Source organism: Cerasicoccus sp. TK19100, assembly GCF_027257155.1.
Classification (GTDB): domain Bacteria; phylum Verrucomicrobiota; class Verrucomicrobiia; order Opitutales; family Cerasicoccaceae; genus Cerasicoccus; species Cerasicoccus fimbriatus.
Genome location: NZ_JAPWDU010000005.1, coordinates 218,395 through 241,505, shown reverse-complemented (window position 1 = coordinate 241,505; position 23,111 = coordinate 218,395). Strand labels below are relative to the sequence as shown.

Annotated in this window: 20 protein-coding genes and 1 tRNA gene; 12 read left to right on the top strand and 9 right to left on the bottom strand. The window is 54.6% G+C overall.

Features of this window, described 5'->3' with window-relative positions:
• Positions 1–179: 179 nt before the first annotated feature.
• The 5 genes from O3S85_RS13735 to O3S85_RS13715 form a co-directional block, all read right to left on the bottom strand.
• Positions 180–344 (bottom strand): hypothetical protein, encoded by a 165-nt coding sequence (locus O3S85_RS13735; RefSeq protein ID WP_269541045.1) that lies wholly within the window; start codon positions 342–344, stop codon positions 180–182.
• 997 nt (positions 345–1,341) lie between these two features.
• Positions 1,342–1,418 (bottom strand) — tRNA-Arg (locus tag O3S85_RS13730).
• Positions 1,419–1,541: 123 nt separating this feature from the next.
• A complete protein-coding gene (locus O3S85_RS13725; RefSeq protein WP_269541043.1) occupies positions 1,542–2,816 on the bottom strand; it encodes a valine--pyruvate transaminase in 1,275 nt (424 codons plus the stop codon).
• Between the two features lie 214 nt (positions 2,817–3,030).
• Positions 3,031–3,864: a PP2C family protein-serine/threonine phosphatase gene (locus O3S85_RS13720; protein WP_269541041.1), complete on the bottom strand. Its 834-nt coding sequence runs from the start codon at positions 3,862–3,864 to the stop codon at positions 3,031–3,033.
• Entirely contained in the window at positions 3,864–4,307 is a 444-nt protein-coding gene (locus O3S85_RS13715) for a BUD32 family EKC/KEOPS complex subunit (RefSeq protein WP_269541038.1), read from the bottom strand. The genes O3S85_RS13720 and O3S85_RS13715 overlap by 1 nt, the downstream gene beginning before the upstream one ends.
• A 294-nt stretch (positions 4,308–4,601) precedes the next feature.
• On the opposite strand from O3S85_RS13715, the gene O3S85_RS13710 reads away from it, so the two are divergent.
• The 6 genes from O3S85_RS13710 (at position 4,602) to O3S85_RS13685 (ending at position 10,681) form a co-directional block, all read left to right on the top strand.
• Positions 4,602–5,624 carry a glutamine synthetase beta-grasp domain-containing protein gene (locus O3S85_RS13710; protein ID WP_269541035.1) on the top strand — a complete coding sequence of 341 codons (1,023 nt, stop codon included), beginning with the start codon at positions 4,602–4,604 and terminating at the stop codon, positions 5,622–5,624.
• Between the two features lie 192 nt (positions 5,625–5,816).
• Positions 5,817–6,860 (top strand): Gfo/Idh/MocA family protein, encoded by a 1,044-nt coding sequence (locus O3S85_RS13705; protein WP_269541032.1) that lies wholly within the window; start codon positions 5,817–5,819, stop codon positions 6,858–6,860.
• Between the two features lie 97 nt (positions 6,861–6,957).
• Positions 6,958–8,304: a tetraacyldisaccharide 4'-kinase gene (lpxK, locus tag O3S85_RS13700; protein WP_269541028.1), complete on the top strand. Its 1,347-nt coding sequence runs from the start codon at positions 6,958–6,960 to the stop codon at positions 8,302–8,304.
• 46 nt (positions 8,305–8,350) lie between these two features.
• Positions 8,351–9,472, top strand: coding sequence for a calcium:cation antiporter (locus tag O3S85_RS13695; RefSeq protein WP_269541026.1), 1,122 nt, complete (start codon positions 8,351–8,353; stop codon positions 9,470–9,472).
• Between the two features lie 80 nt (positions 9,473–9,552).
• Complete coding sequence (locus O3S85_RS13690) at positions 9,553–10,080, top strand: gamma carbonic anhydrase family protein (RefSeq protein WP_269541023.1); 528 nt, start codon at positions 9,553–9,555, stop codon at positions 10,078–10,080.
• 94 nt (positions 10,081–10,174) lie between these two features.
• Positions 10,175–10,681 carry an LURP-one-related/scramblase family protein gene (locus O3S85_RS13685; RefSeq protein WP_269541021.1) on the top strand — a complete coding sequence of 169 codons (507 nt, stop codon included), beginning with the start codon at positions 10,175–10,177 and terminating at the stop codon, positions 10,679–10,681.
• A gap of 7 nt (positions 10,682–10,688) precedes the next feature.
• On the opposite strand, the gene O3S85_RS13680 is transcribed toward O3S85_RS13685, so the two are convergent.
• Complete coding sequence (locus O3S85_RS13680) at positions 10,689–12,068, bottom strand: sigma-54 interaction domain-containing protein (RefSeq protein WP_269541018.1); 1,380 nt, start codon at positions 12,066–12,068, stop codon at positions 10,689–10,691.
• A 48-nt stretch (positions 12,069–12,116) separates the two neighbouring features.
• The gene (locus O3S85_RS13675; protein WP_269541016.1) at positions 12,117–13,190 is read right to left on the bottom strand and encodes a hypothetical protein; all 1,074 of its coding nucleotides are present in this window, start codon (positions 13,188–13,190) and stop codon (positions 12,117–12,119) included.
• A 339-nt stretch (positions 13,191–13,529) separates the two neighbouring features.
• Here O3S85_RS13675 and O3S85_RS13670 point away from each other — a divergent pair, with 339 nt between their 5' ends.
• From O3S85_RS13670 to O3S85_RS13660, 3 genes are all read left to right on the top strand, one after another.
• Positions 13,530–14,822 (top strand): serine hydrolase domain-containing protein, encoded by a 1,293-nt coding sequence (locus O3S85_RS13670; protein ID WP_269541014.1) that lies wholly within the window; start codon positions 13,530–13,532, stop codon positions 14,820–14,822.
• A gap of 167 nt (positions 14,823–14,989) precedes the next feature.
• Positions 14,990–15,622 (top strand): DNA-binding transcriptional response regulator, encoded by a 633-nt coding sequence (locus O3S85_RS13665; protein ID WP_269541012.1) that lies wholly within the window; start codon positions 14,990–14,992, stop codon positions 15,620–15,622.
• A gap of 82 nt (positions 15,623–15,704) precedes the next feature.
• A complete protein-coding gene (locus O3S85_RS13660; protein WP_269541010.1) occupies positions 15,705–16,268 on the top strand; it encodes a rhodanese-like domain-containing protein in 564 nt (187 codons plus the stop codon).
• A gap of 100 nt (positions 16,269–16,368) precedes the next feature.
• Here O3S85_RS13660 and O3S85_RS13655 read toward each other — a convergent pair whose 3' ends face one another.
• Together O3S85_RS13655 and O3S85_RS13650 are read right to left on the bottom strand one after the other, a co-directional pair.
• Entirely contained in the window at positions 16,369–18,609 is a 2,241-nt protein-coding gene (locus O3S85_RS13655; protein WP_269541008.1) for a GumC family protein, read from the bottom strand.
• A 71-nt stretch (positions 18,610–18,680) separates the two neighbouring features.
• Complete coding sequence (locus O3S85_RS13650; protein WP_269541005.1) at positions 18,681–19,349, bottom strand: polysaccharide biosynthesis/export family protein; 669 nt, start codon at positions 19,347–19,349, stop codon at positions 18,681–18,683.
• Positions 19,350–19,647: 298 nt separating this feature from the next.
• Here O3S85_RS13650 and O3S85_RS13645 point away from each other — a divergent pair, with 298 nt between their 5' ends.
• The 3 genes from O3S85_RS13645 to O3S85_RS13635 all read left to right on the top strand — a co-directional run bounded on the left by O3S85_RS13645 (position 19,648) and on the right by O3S85_RS13635 (position 23,044).
• Entirely contained in the window at positions 19,648–20,490 is an 843-nt protein-coding gene (locus O3S85_RS13645) for an ABC transporter permease (RefSeq protein WP_269541003.1), read from the top strand.
• Positions 20,491–20,496: 6 nt separating this feature from the next.
• The gene (locus tag O3S85_RS13640) at positions 20,497–21,732 is read left to right on the top strand and encodes an ABC transporter ATP-binding protein (RefSeq protein WP_269541000.1); all 1,236 of its coding nucleotides are present in this window, start codon (positions 20,497–20,499) and stop codon (positions 21,730–21,732) included.
• Between the two features lie 100 nt (positions 21,733–21,832).
• Complete coding sequence (locus O3S85_RS13635; RefSeq protein WP_269540998.1) at positions 21,833–23,044, top strand: glycosyltransferase family 4 protein; 1,212 nt, start codon at positions 21,833–21,835, stop codon at positions 23,042–23,044.
• Positions 23,045–23,111: the final 67 nt, after the last annotated feature.

Genomic DNA, 23,111 nt, shown 5'->3' with positions numbered 1-23,111 from the left:
ATGGAGGTCCAATGCCGTTTAAACCACTAAGAGCGCGAAGCAACGATACAGGGCATTTCCTGCCTTCTGTTCAAATGCGGTTGCCGCTTCGCTTCCTGTTCTTCCCCATCTTCCTGTTAAAAAGCATCCCCAGTACAAGCGCCTCAGTTTAGCATTGTTCCCTTGCGTTTGATCGGAAATTATCTCCCCGCGACCACTGCGATGCCCACGACCTCGGGCGCGGCGAGCTGCGCACCTTCGTGTTGAACCGCATTCAAGGACAACCCTAGACGGGCAAACGCTTTCGCCGCCCCAAAGATTTTTCCATTTCCAAATTGCTCGTCGACAGCTTTGGCGTCTTCCAAGGAAATCTTCGCCATCATCCCCACCGACTTGCCTGCGGGTACCTACCTCCTCGAAGTTCGCACCCGCGCCCAACGACTTGCCGTGGGACGCTTGGACCATTTCCTCACCATTCACCCGCGCCCCCACACACGTGAGCGACACCGCTGCCTAGCGGCAACCCGGGAGCCGTCGACTCCCACTCCCGCCTCCTTCATCCCCAACTCCCTCACCACGTGTCGGAGATTCCTTTGTCGATGCACGGCAATGACACCGCCCCTGTCACGGTTAAACATCGGTAGTGTTTCAATTAGACATCGCCCGAGCAAGCAGAACTATCTTAGCGTTTGGTCAGATAGCTTGGCACTATACGAGTTTTAACCACGAAAGCACGAAGAGTACGGAGCCCTGTAAAGCTTTGGATATTATGGAATTTCTCATTAGCGGGATTCAACGTTACTTTAATTCAGCCTTCGTGCTCTTCGTGTCCTTCGTGGTTAAATAATAGCGTATCGAACTACGCTAAGCCTCCAACAAAAGCCTTCCTCAAGACAGTCTCATCAAACTTCAGACGCCTTCTGGGTAATGGATGAGGTGCAGTTGATGGCGTCGGCGTAGAGACCACCGCGCAACTGACAGCATTTCGCAGCCGGTTCCGGTTATTCACGAAATATGCCTGCTTCTCTGAGTGGATGAGCACCACCATCTCCGGCGACCGCCTAGGCACTGTCGATCACCGCGATGCGGCGGCCCAACTACCCGCCGTTGCCACTCACTCCGCAAGAGCAGAAAAGCGGTCATACACATGATCTAACAGATGACGCCAAGTCTATCCCTTTGCTCCTATCTAACTTAACAACGACATCAAGATAAATCAAAGCAACTAACCCAATAGGCATATCCGAGATCAGTGCCGAGCAACATATGTTCGCGGGACTTATAAAGCTTTAACCCTTGGCACTGCGCGACCCTCTGTCTAACAAGGAATTATTTAAGTGCCTGCGATTCAAAAACCTCAAATGGCACGGGGCAAGGGAGTCGAACCCCTAACCTCCTGATCCGTAGTCAGGTGCTCTATCCAATTGAGCTAGCCCCGCTTGAGGTGAGAAAGCCGAGAATAAAGCCACTCACGCGTCGCATTGGCAAGTGTTTTTTCAAATAATTTTGCAGATTCTTTTTAGAACGGAAACGGACCATGCAATTCTTTTTGCGGGTGTCAGCTAGTCGCGCTCAAAGCGCGCACGGACAACGACCGCCATGATCCGCATGGCTTCCGGGAAGGCATCGATATTCATCGCGTAATTGATGCGAATGCACTCCTCGGCATGCGGCCAAGGCTCAGGCAAAGCATGAAAAAAGAAATGCCCGGGCACGACGAGCACACCCGCCTCTTTCAAATCCTCATAAAGCGCATCCGCACCACCCGGTAGGCCCGGAAACCACAGCCATAGAAACAGCGCGCCCTCCGAAACGTGCACGCGGCACGGCACGCCGTCCATCGCCTCATGCACCATCTGGACCGCGCGCTGGCTACGCTCCTGATAGTAGGGGCGAATTTCATCATGCGCCACCGTCATGATTTCTCCAGACTCAAACAACGGCAGGGTCAACGACTGCCCCACATTGCCATTGGCGAGCCCGGCAACGGCGTTCATCGACGAAATGGCGCGGCAAATTTCCGGCGGCCCGATTAATATGCCCGTTCGCGTGCCCGGCAGACCAAGCTTGGAAAGGCTGTATGTCAGCACGGTGTTCTCGCCCCAAAATGGCTGAACATCCGTGAAGATCATGTCGGGGAACGGTGCTCCGTAGGCATTGTCGATGATCAGGTAGGCACCGCGCTCAGTGCATAGCTGATGCAGACGCTGGACCTCGGCATCGGTCAGCACATTGCCAGTCGGATTCGTGGGACGCGAAACACAGACCGCGGCGATGGACTCATCCCAGGGCAGATTGTCGAAATCGACTCTATACTTAAAGAGATTGCCCGGTAGCTCCTCAATAATGGATTGGGCGGCGATAAACGACTCCGGATGCAGCCCTTGTTCGGCATAGCCGATGTATTCCGGCATCAGCGGAAAAAGGATTCGCTGCAAGCCCTCCTCGCCCTCGCCTGCGAGCAAATTAAAGAGGTAAAAATACGCCGTCTGCCCACCATTAGTGATGACAATATTGTCCTCGGTCAGCCCCCATCCGTAGGCGTCGTTAAACAGTTTGGCCACGGCTCGAATAAAACGGCCGTTCCCCTGCTGGGGGTCATAGACGCCGAGCATGCGGTCGAAGCGCTCGGGCGCGCTGTCGAGCATCTCCCGCATGAGTGTGCGCCAGCGCTGGGCAACCTCCGGGATGGGTGCAGGATTGCCGCCGCCGAGCATGTGCACGTGCCCGGCTCCTTCCGCCAAGGCGCGACCGAGGTCGTCCATCAGGCGCTCGATGCCACTGCCCTTGGCGAGCTTGGCTTGCAGACGGGTTTGTTTTCGCTTCCGCTGATTCATGGAGAAAGCCTCCACCATGAGCGAGGAGCGCTTTACTGATCAAGCCCGAAGGCGGTCACCTCGGCTACTTGCCATAGATAAGTTTCCGCGCGGGCACGGGTATCATCAGTAAATCATCCAGCGAAAAATCGACGCCATGAGCCGCCTTCTCTGCAAATGGTGAAACCAACCCGCGCTCAGGCTTGGCAATTCCAGCGTGGCGCGGGCAGCGACATTAAAAGACCTCCACCACGACTGCCGTCATGTTGTCGCGGGAGGAATCCCACGCCTCCTTGATCAGGCGCTCTGCGGGAGGGTATTTAATCGCCACCTGCGAGGGCGTGCGAATGAGGTCCTCAATCTTGCGTGAGCTGACGCCGTCAGAGATGCCGTCCGAACAGAAGACGAACCAGTCACCCGGCTCATAAATGACTGAGCCCAAGTGCGGGTCGACGTTGTCCACCTTGCCCCCGAGGGCCATCTGGAGCATTGATTTAGCCGGATGCATACGCGCCTGCAGCTCAGTCAACTGGCCCGAGCGAACCAGCGAACCGACGTGCGTATGGTCGTGGGTAATCTGCGTGTAGCCGCCGTCCTTGGGCAGGTGGTAAATCCGGCTATCGCCGACGTGAGCAAAATAGGCCTTCTCGGGCGTGAACCAAGACATACTCAACGTGGCTCCCATCCCGGAGGTTTCCTCGTATGCCCGGCCCTGCCATCGCATTTCAGCATGAATCTGGTCGATGACCTCGGCCAGGAAATCTGTGCCGCCGCGACGAAATCCCGTCGCCCGCAAGCGAAAGGCCGACGGCAAGAGCTGCGTAATTTTCTCCACGGCAATGCGGCTGGCGAACTCCCCCGCATTGGCTCCGCCCATCCCATCGCTGACGGCAAAGATGAAGTCGCCCTGCTCAAATTTGGCTTCACCGACTTTGCCCAGCCGGAAGACCTCGCGGCCGTCGAGCTCAAGCCCCAGGAAAGCGTCTTCGTTATTTTGGCGGAAACGGCCCTTGTCAGTCATTCCCCACCAGCGCAGGCCGGTCGGCTCGGTTGGATTCTGCGCGCCCATTAGTCGGCCTGCCTGCGTTGTTGTTCGAGGCGATATTCAGTCACCTCTTCCACGGTTAGCCCCTCGCCAGTCTCCAGAATGGTGGCGAACTCGAAATCGATCAGGCAAAACCGGCCCAACTGCGCGCTGTAGGTCACGTTGCGCGCAAATCGGTCCTCGTGGCGCACGCCGTAGGTTTCCAACTCGTCGAAAATCTGCTTCAGCTTAGAGTCGCTGATCTTCTCGACGACTTTGCCGCAATTGGTCGTGACCATGAACAACGTCTCGGCCTTGTAATCGACCACACGCGGCACGAACTCGCAGCCTTTCTCTTCGAGGTATTTCAGCACGCGCAGTTCGTTCTCAAACCGCTCTTTGGCCATGGGGCCGAGGAAATTTTTGCGCACCAGGCCATCGTAACCGATGCGCACCTTGGCCTGCTTAGTGTCTTTATTACCCTGCATTGGCTGAAGTTATACAAAACCCGTGCAGCAATTCCAGAGAGAAAGCACGGTGTGTTAACTTGATTTCGATCTGATACTAGGCCATACATCCATGAGCAAAATTCATCACCTCGGCCAAAAGTGGTAAAATTCGCTCACAATAATGCAAAATGAACGCCTCTCAGGGAAAAATTACCTATTTGGCACATGAGGTGCTTTTCGACGTGCCTTTTCATATAAAAACCCGATAGTCGGGAACGCAGTCCTTAAACGGACCGCATTTCTGCCATATCTATCTAACCAACAACACTGATTATGCCTATCAAGTATAAGCTCGAGTATATCTGGCTCGACGGTTACACCCCCGTGCCAAATCTCCGTGGTAAAACCCGCCTCGCCTCCGAGGAGCCCAAGTCCATCGACGACCTCCCTATGTGGGGATTCGACGGTAGCTCCACCCAACAGGCTGAAGGTAAGAGCTCCGACTGCGTGCTGAAGCCCGTCAAGCTGTATCCGGACATCGACCGCGGCGAAGGTTGCTTCATCGTGCTGTGCGAAGTCATGATGCCAGACGGCGAAACGCCGCACCCATCCAACTACCGCGCTACGATCGTTGACGATCCGGACACCTGGTTTGGCCTCGAGCAAGAGTATTTCCTTTACCAAGACAAGCGCCCGCTGGGCTGGCCAACCGATGGCTATCCCGCACCGCAAGGCGAATACTACACCGGCGTCGGCTATGCCAACGTTGGCAACATCGCCCGCGAAATTGTCGACAAGCACCTCGACCTCTGCCTCGCAGCCGGCATCAACCACGAAGGCATCAACGCCGAAGTGGCCAAGGGCCAGTGGGAATTCCAGGTCTTCGCCAAGGGCTCCAAGGAGTGCGCTGACGATATCTGGGTAGCCCGCTACCTGCTCCTGCGCCTCTGCGAAAAGTACAGCGTAGACGTCGAGTGGCACTGCAAGCCCTTCCTCGGTGACTGGAACGGCTCCGGTATGCACTGCAACTTCTCCACAAAGTACATGCGCGAAGTTGGCGGCAAGGACTACTTCCTCAAGCTCATGGACGCGTTCGAAAAGAACAAGGACGAGCACATCGCTGCTTACGGTCCGGACAACCACCTGCGCCTCACCGGCCTCCACGAAACTCAGTCCATCGACAAGTTCTCCTGGGGTGTTGCCGACCGCGGTGCTTCCATCCGCGTGCCGCACAGCTTCGTCAAGGGCGACAAGTATCAGGGCTACCTGGAAGACCGCCGTCCGAACTCGCAGGGCGACCCCTACCAGATCTGCTCGCGCGTTCTCAAGACGATCGCCGAAGTTCCCACTTCGTAAGGGATTTTATAACACCACTACTATTACGCGACGGCGTCCTGTTAGCAGGGCGCCGTTTTTCTTTTCTCATTTAGAAACGCGTGTCCACCTAACCTGCGTCCTCAAAGACGATTACGGCACAAGGGAACCAAACGAATCAAATTCAGTATTGCATTGCTTGCGACGAGCTAGATTCGGTAAGCCAGTATCCCAATGAAACTTGCAATCATTGGGACTGGCGGCATGGCGAACAGCCACGCCTTGAATTTTGCCAAAATACCAGGCGTGGAAATCGTGGCCGGCGTCGATCTCGACGAACAGCGGGCAAGCGCTTACTGCCAGAAGCACGGCATAGCCAAGGCTTACACGAGCACAGAAGCACTTTACAGTAAGGAGCAGGTCGACGCGGTAAGCATCGTCACCCCGGATAATTCCCACTGCCCGCTTTCGCTGGAGGCGCTGGCTGCAGGTAAGCATGTGCTCTGCGAAAAACCACTGGCCACCAGCTACTCCGATGCGCAAAAGATGGCCGACGCGGCAAAGTCCGCTGGCGTGATTAACATGGTCAACTTCAGCTACCGCAATAGCTCCGCGATTCAGCTCGCAGCACAGTGGGTCGCCGATGGTAAACTGGGCCGCATCCGCCACGTGCAGGGCAATTACTTGCAGAGCTGGCTGACGACTAATGAATGGGGCGTCTGGTCCGAAGAGCCCGGCTGGCTTTGGCGTCTCTCGCAAGCACACGGCAGTAAGGGCGTCCTCGGGGATGTCGGCGTGCACATTTTGGATTTCGCCACTCTGCCCGTGGGTCCCATTGCCGAAATGCAGGCCATGCTGCCCACGCTCGACAAGGCTGAGGGCGGCAAGATTGGCGACTACACTCTCGATGCCAACGACACCGCGATCCTCAACGTTCGCTTTGCCAATGGAGCCGCCGGAGTCATCACCGCCACACGCTTCGCCACCGGCCACCTGAACTCCGTCAGCGTATCGATCCACGGCGACCGAGGTGCCCTGCGCATCGACCTCGATAAAAGTTACGAAATGCTGGAATTCTGCGAAATCCAGGACGGCAAAACCACCCCTTGGCAAAGCCTCTACACCGGCAAAACGCCTAATATCTACGAGCGCTTCGCCAAGGCAGTCGAGACCGGTGTTCAGGACATGCCCGACTTCGCCCGTGGTGCCGAAATCCAGCGCTACCTCGATGGCGCGGAAGAGGCAGCCGCCAAGCAAGGCATTGTCCGTTTCTCTTAAAGAAAGACTAACCAACGCATGCTCACACAGCGAGCCTGCACCTCAAACGATCGCCGCGGGAGGCCATGACATCCAGGGCCATGCACAATGTGCGAGCATGCCGGTTTTATTGCGCCCCGCTGATCCGGGCGAGCCTCCGCAGAGAAATTCCTTGGCGGATTCCTCTTTTCTTCGCGGCGAGAACCTTCATGGTAGGCGGGATAACCTGATGGACCTGAGCTTTAAAGAACGCTGGAAGCACCGCATGGAGCGACTGGAAGAATTCATGATCGACGTCGCTTTCGACCGTCGGCATGGGCGCATTGAGTCCATGGTGGGCGGCTTTCTGCGCGGGCTGTCCATGGTCTTCAGCGGCATCGTTCAGACTCGATTTTTCCTCTACAATAAGCGCGTCCTGCGTGACCAGCCACTGGGCTGCCTCGTCGTCGTCGTCGGGAACCTCACCGTTGGCGGCACCGGCAAAACACCCGTCGTGGAAAAATTCGCCAAGTCACTCACCGAGCGTGGCCGCAAAGTGGCGATCCTTAGCCGCGGCTACGGTAGCAAGAAAGAGCCCGGCTACAAGCGTTTCATGCGCTGGATTACCCATCGCAAGGCACCGCCACCCAAGATCGTCAGCGACGGCGAAAATATTTTGCTCGATTCCCACACTGCTGGCGACGAGCCCTACATGCTCGCCCGCAATTGCCCGGGCGTCGTCGTGCTCGTCGACAAAAACCGTGTCAAAGCCGGCGAATATGCAATCCGCCAATTTGGCGCAGACACCCTCCTCCTCGACGATGGTTTTCAATACCTGCCTCTGCGCGGTATGATCAACTTGTTGCTCGTCGATAAGAACAATCCCTTCGGCAACCAGAACCTGCTCCCGCGCGGTATTCTCCGCGAACCGGTGAAGCACATCCAGCGCGCCAGCTACGTCTTTCTGACCAAGAGCGACGGCACGCCCTCCCCCGAGCTCGAAGACCTCATCCACCAACACAAACCGGATGCCGAACTCATCGAATGCACGCACCAGCCCAAATATATTCAGACGGTGTTCGGCGATGAGCAAAATCCACTCACCTGGCTCAAAGGAAAACGTGTCGCGGCTTTCAGTGGCATTGCCACCCCCGAAAGCTTTGAGGCATTTCTGACCAACCTTGGCGCGACAATCGTCTTTAACCGCCGGTTCCTCGACCACCACATGTTCACCGCCTGGGAAATCGAGCAATACTTCGACGAGGCCAATGAAGCTCAGGTCGATCTCGTGATCACCACGGAAAAGGACGCCGTCCGCATCAAGCGGGATTGGGTCCCCGAACAAGCCCCGTTTTACTTCCTCCGTCTGGAAGTTGAAATCCTTCGCGGCGTCAAGGACTTCGACGAAGCCGTCTCCCGCATCTGTTTCCCTAAGAAGGCCATGCACACCGGCACACGCTCGCCGTTTAATCGCAAGGCCAGTTAAAAAGGCCTTCCCTCCGAAGGGCTGCTCTGATAACCGTTGATACCCAATGGCTGCTACCACCAAACCTTTCTACCGCGCTGAGCTAAGCCTGATTATCGGCCTCGTCTCGGCGGCGCTGTTTCTCATGTTCGGTAAGGCCTGGTTGGCGGACCTCACCAATACGCCGAAGATTATCGCCCTATTCGTTTGGCTGTTTGCGGTGATGCTCTGGTCGAGCTTTGGCGTCGTTAAACATGCGGACTGCCTGGCAATCAAACTCGGCGAGCCCTACGGAACCTTAATCCTCACCCTCTCGGTGATTACGATTGAGGTCATTATGGTCTCCGCCGTGATGCTCACTGGTGCGGAAAACCCCACGTTGGGCCGCGACATGATGTTCGCCGTGGTCATGATTGTGCTGAACTGCCTCGTCGGGCTGTCGCTGTTCATCGGCGGCATCAAGCACCACCAGCAGGAGTTCAATCTTCAGGGCGCAAACTCCTTCCTCACCGTGCTCATCCCGCTTTCGGTGCTCGGTCTGCTCCTGCCCAACTTCACGCAAGCCTCGGCGGAGGGAACATTTTCGATGTCGCAATCGATCTTCGTCATTTTGGCGACCATTGCGCTTTACGGGACATTTCTGGCAATTCAGACCATGCGGCACCAGCCGTTCTTCATGTCGCCCGCCGCCATTCGCGGCGATGAAGACGACGGTCACGACCATGGCGAACTCGAAATTCGCAGTGTGCCCTACCACATCGTGTTGCTCATCCTGTCGATGCTACCCATCGTGCTTTTGTCGAAGAAAATTGCGGTCATCATCGACTATGGCATTGCCGAGGCCGGCGCGCCAGCGGAGCTGGGTGGCTTCCTGGTGGCAATTCTCGTGCTCGCACCCGAAGGCATGGCCGCGCTCCAAGCAGCCGCGCACAATAAGCTTCAACGCTCGATGAATATCTGCCTCGGCTCCGCGCTGGCGACTATTGGCCTCACGGTTCCCGCCGTGCTGATCATCGGCATGGTCACGGGTAAGTCGGTCGTGCTCGGCCTCTCACCGGTGGGCGAAATCATGCTGCTCCTGACCCTGGCAGTTTCGGCAATCAATTTCTCCATTCCCAAGACCAACGTCGTCCAGGGTCTGGTGCACATCATCCTGTTCGCCACGTATTGCCTGCTGATTTTTGATTAGGCCAAGAACGGGTGCTAATGTCGCCCGCACGTTGTCTGTTTAGGCTTTCGCGACTTCCGGCAGCGCGCTAAGTTACCAGAATGACGACTGAGGAGCGACTTGCCAAACACCTCGATAAAACACCCGACATCCATGCCGACGCCTACGTCTCGCCGCATGCCACGATCATCGGCGATGTCACGCTAAAAGCCCTGAGCAGCGTCTGGCCAGGCGCGGTCTTACGGGGCGACATCAACTCCATTGTCATCGGCGAAGGCTCTAACGTGCAGGACGGCAGTATCGTCCATCTGGCCGACGATTACGGCGTCGAGGTCGGCGATTATGTGACCATTGGCCACTTGGCGATGATACACGCCTGCTCTATTGGCGACGAGTCGCTGATCGGCATGAGCAGCACCGTGCTCGATGGGGCGGAGATCGGCCCGCGCTGTGTGGTCGGTGCAAACGCGCTTGTCACGAAAGGCTTCGTGGCACCGGAGGGCTCAGTGATCATGGGCGTGCCGGGTAAGATCGTTAAAACGATGACGCCTGCGGAAATGGCTGGGCTCAAAGCCTGGGCAGAGAAATACGTGCAGGTCAGTGCCGGTTTTAAAGCACGTGGTTTGTAGCCCTACAAATTAAGGCAAAAAGTGTAATCGCCCCGCCTTAGTGGATGTGGTAAATTACCCAGAATAACCCAAACATACACTGCCTATGCGATACATGATGAAAGAAAAATTCTGGAGTTTCAGCGACGACTTCAGCATTAAAGACGCCAACGGTCAGCCGATCTTTTTCGTGAAAGGAAAAGCCTTTAGCTGGGGAGACAAGCTGTCGTTTCAAGACCTGCAGGGCAACGAATTGGCCTTCATCAGCCAGAAGCTGCTATCCTTCAAACCACGCTTTGAAATATTCCGCAATGGCGAGCTGTTCGCAGAAGTTACGAAGGAATTTTCCTGGTTTAAGAAGGAATTCCTGCTCGATGTGCCTGGCCCGAACGACTACTCGATCAACGGTAGCTTCTGGCAGCGCAATTACACTTTCGAGCGCTCCGGCCGAGTCGTCGCCCAGGTCTCACGCGAGTATTTCACTTGGACGGATACCTATGGCGTGGACATCGTCGACGGCGAAGACGACGTGGCGATTCTGGCAGCGGTCATCGTCATCGACCAAGTCCTGCACGACGACCGCCACGACGGCGGCGGCATAAGCGTGAATTTCGGCAGCTAAGGTTGGCCTAGACCTTGCCCTCTTTGCGCCAGCGGTAAAGCGTCGTCGGGTGGATGCCCAACTGCGAGGCAGTCCAGGACAAATCGCCGCCGCTCTCTTCCAGCAAACGTTTCGCGTAGGTGAACTTCTCGCGCCGATTGAGCGCGCGGTTTGGGAAAGCGGTATGCGGCGCGGTCGGGAATGGCTGCGGCGTCGGTTTGCGGTCGCGGCTCACGTTGACAAACGGTGCCTGCGTGACGGACTTCTGATCAGGCGGCGTCGGCTCAGTCCACCAAGTGCTGCGCATGACCGGGCCATCGTAGTAAATCGCCATGCGCTCGATGGTTTGCCGCAGCTCACGGACATTGCCAGGCCAATTGTAGTTCTGCATCCGAAAGATCAAATCCGGCTCCAGCGACTCGAAATTTTTACCCAGGCGTACGGCAGCCTTCTCCAGAAACAACAACGACAAATCCGGGATATCCTCCGGTCGGTTGCGCAGCGGCGTGGGGTTGAGAATTACCTCGGACAAGCGGTAGAAGAGATCCAGACGAAACTCGCCTTTCTGCGACTCTGCGCGGAGGTCGCGATTGGTCGCAGAGACCACGCGCACCTCGGAAACGTATTCCTTCGTGCTGCCTACCCGACGCGCGCGACGCGTTTCGAGGAAGCGCAACAGCTTCGGCTGGAGCGTGAGCCCGAGCTCGCCAATTTCATCAAGAAACAAAGTGCCGCCCGCAGCTTCTTCAACCAAGCCAGGCTTATCACGCGTGGCACCCGTAAACGCGCCCTTTTGCGCGCCAAAGAGCTCGCTCTCCATCAACTCAGCAGGAATCGCGGCACAGTTAACCGTCACAAACGGCGCGCGCCCCGAGGCATCATGGAGGGACTCAGCCACGAGCTCCTTACCCGTGCCAGACTCGCCCATAATCAGCACCGTAGCGTCAGTCGGCCCAATGCGCTGTATAGACTCCCGCAGCGATTGCATCGATGTCGAGCGGCCAACCATCTTGCGCTGATCCACCTCCCCCTGCGCGCCATAAAGCTGCCACCAGAGTTCCTGTGATTGTGCCGCCGATTCCAGCGCCTGCTTCCAGCGATCGCTTTCCTCGGTCAGGTCGACCACGTCGTGGGCTCCGTCACGCACGGCGTCAACGATCTGGCGCGTCCCGAGGTTGAATCCATAAACCAGGTAAAACCGACTCGCCCGCGACAGGCGCACACGATTTTCCGGCCAGTCCTCGTGCTTAAATTCATCACTGGAGATCAGGTGAACCAAATCCAGCGAACCGGCGTCCAGCGCGCGTATGCGGTCAAATGTCTCCAGTTGCAGGTGAAAGCCCAACGCCTGCAGGTGCTGCAATAAGCTGACAGGAATTTCGCCAGTGGATAAAACCGAGAGCCGCATGTTTACGTGACCAGACTGCCACTTACCGCAAGAGAAGCAAAGGACAAATTACTTGGGCGGTGGTGGCGGCCGCTTGGGGCGGCGCGGCTTGGTTGGGCCGGACTCGGCCTTTTCTTTGGGCGCGGCCCCTGCTCCTGCTGGTTCTTTGGCCGATGGTGGCTTCGACACCGGCTTGGGTGCCGACTTGGGCTTGGCAGGCATAGCCGACTTGCTTGGCTTAAGCACAAACATGTAGAACGCCACGCCGCCCACTAAAAACGCCACGATGCCAAGTGCAATAATGCCCAATACGAGCGGGGATGACTCCTCTTCGCTAGCGGGCGCATCAGTCGGTTCGCCGGGATCGGCAGAAGGCGCGCTGCTCGTTTCGCTAGGCGGGGCGCTTTCAGCAACCTCGACCTTCGGCGCGACAGCAACAACATCCCAAGTGGAACCGATCCGCAGTTCGTCAAAAAGCAAGCTGCCGGAATCACCACCATACAGCGCGAGCGCGACATCGGTGACCAGGAAATCGGTCCACTCGCGAACTTCCACATCCCACTTGATACTTGAATCGGAGCTCGGGATCGCGTCGCCCGGGCCAAATACCTTGAGCTGCACGGAATCAGCGCGATTTTGGGCGGTGGTTATTTTACCCACGAGGAAATAGGTCGTGCCTTCCTTAAACTCCTTGCTGCTGTATTCCCGAGTCGGTTGCGGGCTGGCAGCACAGGCAAAAAAGCGTGGTTTGCCAGAGACCGATGAGTCGTCCACACCGAACTGCAGGCGGTGGCTGCCCCCATTACTGTAGGCAAATGACATCTGGCGCACAGGCGTTTTGCTGCTGTTGGCGCGGATGATGTAGCTCACGTATAGAGGGCGATTGTCATTGGACGTATCGAACTGGAAATTCGGGTCCAACGTGCCAAACGCATCCAGCCACTCGCGCGCCCAGCTCAGTGAGTTGCCATTGGTCTTAAAAGGAAATGCCGACCCCTGCGTCGGGATGCTGCCATTGACCACCTGAATATTATAGGCGTAAGGCGAGCGCGAAGCATGCGTGTCAATCTCGGCAAAATACTTCAACGGTGTGCCGTCAGGAGATTTATTCGTCACCGGCCACAGGGCGGGTGACTGTTTCATCACCGGATATTGAAATCCTTCGTAGGCAATTAGTTGAGCGGATATGCGAGGAGCAAACGACAATGCAAGCAACGCAATTAGAGCGAAAAATGGGGTGCAGCTACGCATTAAGAGTTCAGGTGGTTGTAGGTTCAGGAGGAGAAGAATTATTGAGCAGACAGTCGAAATCACAAATGCACTTGGGCAGGGATGCAATCATGTATGAGAACATCGGCCGACAATTGCGAAAATTAACCAGCAAACGCCTCATGAAGAACTGTTAGTGAATAAGTTCCGAGTATTGTTACGCATACCCCCCTTGCAATTTTGAAATTTCACAATTATGACACTGGGTTTGGTATGTTAACCGCAGTATTCAGAATGTGGCTCTTGGCCGGGATCGCTCTCGTAGCTGGCACATCAGCGGGCCATGCCCGAGAGCCGATCTGGACGCATAACGAGCCGCCGCTCAGGCTGATCGATCAGGAAGACAAGACGCCGGTCCGCGTGCTCCCTGACAACGCCAAGCCCCCCACACTCTCCCCCACCGCGCTGGGCAACTTGCGTCGATATTGGTTGGAGCTGATCAGCGATTACCGTTTGCCCGGTGCCGCCATTGCCATTGTCCAACCCGAGGGCGTTGTGGAGGAGACCTGTGTCGGCCTGCGCAATATCCGCGAAAGTGATGAAATCGATGCGGACACCCTCTTCAACCTAGGCGAGGCTACACTGGCATTCACCACGTTGCTCGCCGCAACGGAAGACCGCCCGGACCGCCCCATATTCGAGCGCAAGGCGACCACGATCAGCCCGCTATTCAAAATGACGGAGCCGCGTGCGCAGGCCAACGCCACCGTAGGCGACCTGTTCGCCATGACTGCGGGCGTGCCGACTTACAGTGATAAAATCCTGGACCCCCAATGGGCGCAGCCCGAAGACGTTTTTGCCCTGCTCGGACAAGCGCCCGTCATGTCCCAACCCGGCCAACATTTTCGCTACAGCCAGCTTAGCGCAACGGTCGGCGGCTATCTCGCCGCCATGGAGGTGGGGAATCAAAAGCGTGGCCTTTACAGCAATTTTATCGATGTAATGCAGCAACGCCTGATCAGCCCGCTGGGCATGACACGGGCCACCTTCTCCCCCCGCAAGGCCAAGGAAAGCGGCAACGTTGCCACCGGGCACATTAAGGCGGAGTTCAGCTACAATCCGGCCTATTTTGAAGAACCGGAACGCCACCCCATGGCCCCACTGAGCGGCTTACGCATCTCCCTGAATGACGCCGCCCGCTGGCTCCAAACCGAGCTTGCCCAAGGCATTGCCCCGGACGGAACGCGCATTGCGCAACCAATTAGCATCCGCGAACGCTGGCAGCCTGCCGCAGTGCAAAATTCCGAGCACCGCGGCCTCGGCTGGACACGCCTTTACCACGCGGAGACGGAAGTCGTTCTCGCCATTGGGCAATACGGCGAGCAATCGGCCGCAATTGGAATTTACCCCGCCTACCGCACGGGATTCGTCGTGCTGACCAATTCCGGCGACGCCGACGCGGAGCGCCTCCTCCAGGCTGTCGCTCTCGGATGCGCTGAAATGCTCAAAGAATCGCGCCAATCGGACCCTACTCCGACTATTGCCCGCGAAGTTACCGCACAGTAACAATTAAATAATTGTAAAAACCGGTGCTAAGTATTTTGAACTGGCTCGGAGGTTGCTCAAAGTGCTATCTTTAGCCACAATTAGGTAATCAATTCAGTTTGGATAGGCCCTACCACCTATACGAACGATACTTACCAAGCGTAAGTAGCCGACCACACTGCTAAATCATGAACATTTTATTCCTCGAGGACGAAATCGAGTTGAACGCGATTGGCGTTGAACAGCTGCGTCACTTGGGGCATAATGTGTATCCCGCACTTGATATCGCGGAGGCCCGAAGCATCGTCGAGGAAAACTGGCAATCGGTCCACCTGATCATGGCCGACCACCGCCTGCCCGATGGCCGGGGAATTGATTTCCTCATGGAGATCAAGCAGCTCTACCCTCGCATCAAGCTAGCCGTGGTCTCCGGATGCCTCACGCCGTCCGACGAGGACACGCTCCGCTTGGCCGAAATTCCTTATTTCACCAAGCCACTACTCTACCGACAGGTCATGAAAAAGCTCCGCGAGCACTACATGATCACCACTCAGCCGCCGTTTAAGAAGAAGACGGATCCACCCATGAAGATCCCGACTCCGCCCAGCCCGCCCTCGGCGAAGCGGACGCCGCCCCCCGGGCCCATCAAGTCTCCACCCAAACCGGTTTACGAGCAGCCACCACCCGCACCACCAAGCCCACCAGTCAAAAGCAACCCTGGTACCGGCCTCTTGGCGTCCGCGGGCTACGATGATAAACCGCCACCCAAGCGCAAAGGCCTGACGGCGTCCATCTTTGGTAAACTGACGCGCAAGGACTAATCGGCAATTAGTTCCGCGAAAGCCTTACCAAAAGCTGACAAATCCCTGACAACTACCATAGCGGGATCTGCTAACTTAGGGCATGAACTTGCAACTCATCCCTCCCGCCATCGCCGCAGGCTACCTGCTCACCGTCACCGGCATTGCCCAGACGGTTTTTCTCGGTGCTGACACGGGCCTCCCAGCCTTCTCAGCTCAGTCAATTCCCAACGCCCATATCGACGCGCCGGGCTTCGTAAAATTGGTCAACCACTCCCAGGCCGACCGGGAAAACAAGCGCCTTACCGAAGCGCAATTTCTCACGGCCCTGACATCGGGAGACTACGTGCTCCTCGATGCCCGTAGCGCCTCCATGTTCAACCTGCGTCACATCGACGGTGCCGTAAATCTGCCACTAACGGAATTCACAGCGGACACCCTAGCCGCCATCATTCCGAACACGGACACAAAGATTCTGATCTACTGCAACAACAACTTTCTGAACAGCCCGTCGTCTTTCGCAACGAAATCCGTCCGCGCCTCGCTCAACCTGCATACGCAAGCCTCCCTACGTGCCTATGGCTACGAGAACATCTACGAGCTTGGCCCCCTCCTCGACGTCAACCAAACCACGCTGCCCTTTGCCGGCAGCGAAGTGGATGATTAGGCAATGCGCAGTTGAAGTTACCAACGCTGAAGTCTCACCTTGCTGATGCTTGCTGTAGCCAACGGAAAAAGTAAGCTCAGCAGTGCAAGGTGAGGTGCCTTTAGCTGGCAATCGTTTCTTTGTCTTTCTTGGCTGGCTTCTCGTCTGACTTCGATTGCTTGCGCTCTTTTCGATCGCGTCGCTGGTAATAGCGGTAGACGTAGTCCGTCGAGCTGTAGGAGTAGCCGTAATAGCCGTATCGCTGAGCACCAGCGCCCTTTACCGAGTTCAAGATCACACCGAGCACGGTAACGCCGATACGGTCGAAGTCCTGCAGCACACGCTTAGCCTTATTTCGGTTAACGGCGTTCTGGCGGGCGATGTAAACGACTTCGTCGATAATCTCACCCAGTTGGAGAGTTTCCACGAAAATACCAGCCGGAGGCGTATCAAACAAAACGAGATCATACTCCTTCTTTAGCTGGAAAAGCAACTCCTCGAAGCGTGGGCTGGACAGCATTTCAGTCGCATTCTTGGAGGTGCCACTGGAAGGCAGCAGCGAGAGGTTGTCCGTCATTGGAACGATACCCAGATCGTCATTCGTCTTGAGCGGAATGCATTCCTGGACTTCCTTTTTGCTGTTCCACCAATTCAGGAGACCCTTTTCGTTCTCCAATTTGTAGAAGCGGTGAAGTACGGGACGGCGCAAGTCGAAGTCAACAATCAGCACCTTCTTACCGTGCTTGGCGAAGGTGAAAGCCAAGTTAGCTGCCACGGTAGATTTACCTTCCCCCGGAACCGTGCTCGTGATGAGGAGTGATTTCGGGAACTCTCTTTCGGAGAGCATACTTATTTGCCCATACAAAACTCTGAATGATTCCGATATTGAGTCGTTCAGATCATCCCGAATGGCATAGGGAAGTTTCTCCGGGTCAATCCGGTTACTACGAGGCACTTCACCGAGCAATTCGCGCTGCAGGAACACGTGGACGTCCCAGTAGCCGTGGAGTCGATTATTGACCAGCTCCAGCAAGATCGGAACACCGATCGCCACGATGAAGAAAATGCCGACAGCCTTGGTAATGATCGCTTTACGGTCAGGAGCAAAGGGCGTCGATGATGCGGCAGCCTCGTCCAAAATACGGATGTTGGTATTATCCAATTGAGCCGAAATCGTTGTTTCGTTCATTCGGGAGAGAATCTGCTGATACAGCTGGCGGTCACTATCCACCTCACGACGCATGCCGTTATAGACAATGCGCAGTTCGTCCAAGTCGAGCGACTCCTGCTCAGCCTTGGTCATTTCCGTCTGCAGATTGGAGAACTTGCGGTTAGCACCGGCAAGCTGGGCTCGCAGATCGGCGATGGCTTTATTAACCGCTTCATCGATCAAAGACTGATTCGCCTTCATGCGATTTTCATTATCAATCATCTTGGGGTGGCGCTCCAGATAGCGATGCTCCAAAATCTCCCGCTCAGCCTTTAGTGACTGCTGAGCTTCCACCAGTTCGTTGACGTTGCCATACAGGTTGACCACGGGAATTTGCAAGAGGTTACTGTTGTTATCGAGTGCCTCTTCCACTTGCTGCAATTGCGTTTCCACTTGCAGCTTCTCCACGCGAGCCGTCGTCAACGCGGCATTCAGGCTAGTCAGTCGCGTCGCGATAACATTCTGCGACTCATCCAAGGAAATCATGTCATTGCTCCGGCGGAAGTCCTCAAGGGCCTTCTCCCCTGCCTGCACTTTCTCCTTCAGCTTATCGGCCTGAGCTTGCAGGAACTGGTTTGCCGAAGTTTCACCGACCGTGGTCCGCTCCAGCAAATACTGAATATACTCGGTCACGTAGCGGTTGGCGATCAGCGCCGCCATTTCCGGATCACGGTGCGTGGAGGTAAAGTAAAACACCTGGCCTTCAGGCAATCCGATGCTGATATTAGAAGCGATGGAGCCCAGATTCCCCTTCGACTCCGGCGTATCGTAGGGCTGCGTAATGCGCGCAGATTCCTTTTCAGTAAAGCTATCGATGACGCGCCGAGTGAAGCTACGGCTGCGCATCTGGGAAAGGTGATTGCGCAGCTCTGTCGAATTGCGAACCGTGTTATCCACAACCTCAGCAATATCAACAACGCGGTCCGCCTTGGACTCAATGAGGAGAGACGCAGTGGACCGGTAAAGCGAAGGCTCTTTGAGCGCGAAAAAGGCAAAGAGGCAGGCGCACAGCAAGCCCAGGCTAACGCCAATGAGCCACCGCTCACGGATCATTAGTAGATAGTCGCGCCAGTTTCGCACGGGCGCGGGAATTGCCAAGCCGCCGTGAGACTGGTTGGGATTCAGCGATGGTTTCGCTTGTTTATTTGACATGGTGTGCGCGTAAAAAAGTAGTAGTCAGGTAGTTACAGTGCTCTGCAAGAGCTATCCCAAAGCGAATTGCCTTAGAAGAGCCGTTGTGGAACAAAAATGATATCCCCGGGATAGATCAGGTATTCGTCCCGAGAGTTGTCCTCATCCTGATCTTCGATCATCGCCTCAACATCAACGATGAAGAATTCCTGGGTGCCATCCGGCTTTTTGCGGGTTACCTTGACTTCGGAGCCCCGGGCAATACCGGTAAACCCGCCAGCGCGGGAAACGGCTTCAACAATGTCGATGGAATCTTTTTCCAATGGAAATGGCACCTGCCCCTGTGAACCCAACTGCCCAAAGACAGAGTATTCTCTGGCCACGTAATCCGAGACTGTCACGTAAACTTGCGGATTCCGGAGCAAGCGCGCGTCAATGAATGCGTTTTGGATCTTGTACTCAGCTTCGCGGATCGTGAGCCCCTCCAAAGAAATTTCCCCCAGCAGCGGTATGCGGATCTTGCCATTAGCCGGAATGCGCTGACTGACCTTTAATTCAGGCTCTTCATAGACATCAATTGAGACCATATCCGTCACGCTAAGCTTATAATTAGCAGGCAGCGCGACCGCTTCGGATTGCCCCATACCGGATGAAGTAGCCGTTGCCTCCTTCTGGGCAAAGGCATGGTGACAAAGGCTCAACAGAGTAAGAACTGTTAAAAATGCTGTTTTGGCAGTAGCTATCATATAGACAATATTCAAACGACGAACTGTAGAGAACCCGCCTAGTTAAGGCAAGACTCATTTCCCCAATACTCCAGACAGAGACCGACTTTGGAGCGGCTTGTTCCTCCACCAAGCCCAATCGCATAACTCAGGTGTTTGATGTAGCTCTAACGGTGATTCCCGTTGACAGGTCTTTTTTGTTCAATAGAAATTGAATCATTTGATAACTTGGCATCCAAGTTAGCCAGCTCACCACACATGCAATATTGGTTTTCTCAAATAGCAGGGATCCGACCAAGGGCGGCAGCGTGTCAAAAACATTAGTTGCAAAGGTATGAAGGAGACAATTATCAGCCCAGATTCTGGCCTAGGTTCCATCAAAGCTACCCTACTTAGTATGGTGAAGAACTTAGGTCCAACGTGGGAGCTCGCACGGCGCATGTTCCTTCGAGATATACGGGCAATGCATCGTCAATCCATCCTAGGATACGCATGGATCATCCTCCCGCCACTGGCCAATAGTCTAGTGTGGATATTCTTGAACCAGCAACAAGTGCTGAACATTGATACCAAAGGCACGCCATATCCGGTATTCGTGCTGACTGGCAATTTACTTTGGGCGGCATTCAACAGCGCCATCGTCGGCCTGCTTGGTGCGGTAAATGAGGCCAGGAATCTGATATCCAAGATCAACTTCCCACACGAATCCCTGCTTTTATCAGCGTTCATGAAGGCAGCGTTTAATGGGCTAATTCCGCTGATAATACTAATACCGATATTACCCTTTTATCTTTCATCGCTGCACTGGCAAATGCTACTTTTTCCAATCGGCGTCCTGTCTTTATTAGCGGCCGGCTCTACAATTGCCATTTTGCTGTTACCCATCGCGACTCTCTATACCGATATAGGCAAAGGCATTCAATTGATTTTACGATTTGGCTTCTTCCTGACGCCAGTCATCTATCCGATGCCAGAACACGGCCTCGCAAGAATCATTGCCGAAATAAATCCCATAACTCCCCTACTCATAACCAGCCGAAGTTGGTTAATTGGTGGGGAATTAGACATGCTCTTACCATTTTGGTGCATCACATTGACCTTACCCCTATTGTTAATAGTAAGCGTGATAATCTTTAAGATCACAGTCCCATATCTGGTCGAACGACTTTCAGCCTAATTATCCATGAACGAAGAGCCACTCATAGTCGTAGAAAATTTGGGGAAGAAATTCTGCAAATCGCTGAAAAGGTCTCTTTATTATGGGACTCATGATATCATTAAAGCCATCAACCCCTTTGCAGGCAGTGGAACAAGCGCGCAAAGCACAATTCCAGAACTACGGAAAGACGAATTCTGGGCATTGCAGAACATCAATTTCGAACTGCGTCGTGGCGAATGTTTAGGCCTAATCGGTCACAACGGCGCCGGCAAAAGCACGCTATTAAAAGTCATAAATGGTCTGATTAAGCCAGACACCGGCAAGATCACCATCCGAGGGCGAGTATGTGCCCTGATCGAGCTCGGTGCCGGCTTCAGCCCCATCCTGACGGGAAGGGAAAACATATATAATCAAGGAGCGCTCTACGGCCTAAGCAAGTCAGACATTGACGAAAAAATTGAAGACATCATCGAGTTCTCAGAAATTCGGGAATTCATCGACATGCCAGTCCAGAATTACAGCTCTGGCATGAAAGTACGATTGGGATTCGCAGTAGCGACAAAGATCGAGCCAGACGTTTTGATCCTTGATGAAGTGCTCGCAGTGGGCGACGTGGCCTTTAGAATGAAGTCACTGAATGCTATCTGCGAAAAAATGAAACGAACGGCAGTTATTTTCGTATCGCATTCGATGCCGCAAATCCACCGTGTCTGCAATGAGGTCTTGGTCATGAATCACGGCAAAAGTGAGTATCAAGGCAACGATATCTCTGAGGGCGTTTCCCGCTACCTTGCGCTGCTAAACAATATAGATCAGCAAGTTTTTGGTGGTAGCGATCTCAATGTGATTGATATCCAAGTCCAAAACAGCACCGGCCAAATAAACAAAGGAGAGACTCTAGAGTGCAACCATGGAGATGACCTTAAAGCACGCCTAACCATTGGAGTCTCAGGCACAATTACCGAGTTTAGAGCACAGCTGGTAATATGGAATTCTGAATTGTTACCAGTAGTCGATATCATGTGTGAAGAATTCAATGGGCAACCAGTGCAAACGAATGGCCAAGGCGAAGTCGTTATCAGCGTAGACATTAATAACCTTGAGCTGAATGGCGGCAAATACGCCATCAGTGTTCACTTAAATAGCATGGATTTCAGCCAGAGTTATTGTCGACATGACAATGTTGCGTTTTTGAATGTAAAATCAGTCGCGTCCACGCACGCACTCGTCCTCAAGCCCTGCTCTTGGCAGCAGGAATAAATTTAGCGACAGAAGTCTTAGGCTCACCTACCGCTCGGGCGATCAGCTGTTAGTAATTGCAAGAGTGGATCAATAAATACCGCCGACTAACACAAATCTGATGGGTAATCAGGGCATTTTCGGATCACTTACAAAAAGATACCGTGGATATCTTCGCTTGCTGGAGCTCTATCTCGAGCAACGAAAAGCCCAACAAATCGAAGCGAAGCGCGATCGAATCTTCAATAGCTACCTGCAAAAATTAGAAGACGCAAAAGCCGAGGTTATCATTGGCGACGTTTTTTGCGGCGGAGGGGTTCTGAATCATATTGAAGCAATCAGAAAGCATTCTACTTTAAAAGTGGAGGCCGTTCCGAATCTAACCATATACCCAGATAGCCGAAACCTCCGAGAACGACACAAGGCAGCCTTACAAGAATACCTCCCCTCACAAATGCGAGCAATTCACACGCACGTGATGCCGTGGATTCTGGTTTGGGGAGAAAACGCCCAAGCCAAAGGCATTCGCTGGGTTCATACCTATCATTTAAACTATTTCCCCGAGCACAGCGGAAAAGCCGAAATGCCTCAGTGGCAATTGGATTATAATGAAAGCCTCATTCATCATGCTCCCCGCGCCGATATCCGCTTGTGTGTCTCCCGCTGGCATCAGCAAGAGCTGCTGGAAGACTATGGCATTGAATCGCTCTACCTCCCGAACGGAGTCGATGTAGCGATCTGCGATAAAGCTCAGGCTGAACGGTTCATTCAAAAATCCGGTCACGAAAACTTTGTGCTCTACGTCGGGCGGGATGATCCAGTTAAAAATCCACGCGCGTTTGCTCAGCTCGCGGAAAAAATGCCCGATCAGAAATTTTTAATGATTGGCCCGGGCCTTGACGCAAAAATCCTGCAAGAAAACTATCAGCAGCAAACACCGGAGAATTTGGTCATCCACGGCAAGGAAGACCGTGCAGGGGTGCAGGACGCCATAGCTGCATGCGCTGCGCTGGTGGTAACGAGTTACCGCGAGGGTTTGCCAACGCTCGTCCTCGAAGCCATGACACAAAATAAGCCGATTGTAGTCGCCGATGAAGCAGGTAGCCGCGAGGCCATCGACCAAGGTCGCTATGGCTTCATCTACCAAACCGACGACATCGAAGATCTGGTCCGGCAAACGCGCCTTGCTTTGGCCGACACCACTCGATGTGCTAAAGCGCGTGAACGCGTTCTGGATCACTACGACTGGCGTAAAATCGCCAAAGCATTGGACATTATTTACAGCGAGCCAGACCTAAACAAGGCCACCCAGGCGGTTGAGCAATGGCTGTAAATACGAACTATGATCGATGACTGGAGAATCTAATGATTCAGCAAATCACAGATTGTCTCGCCTTACA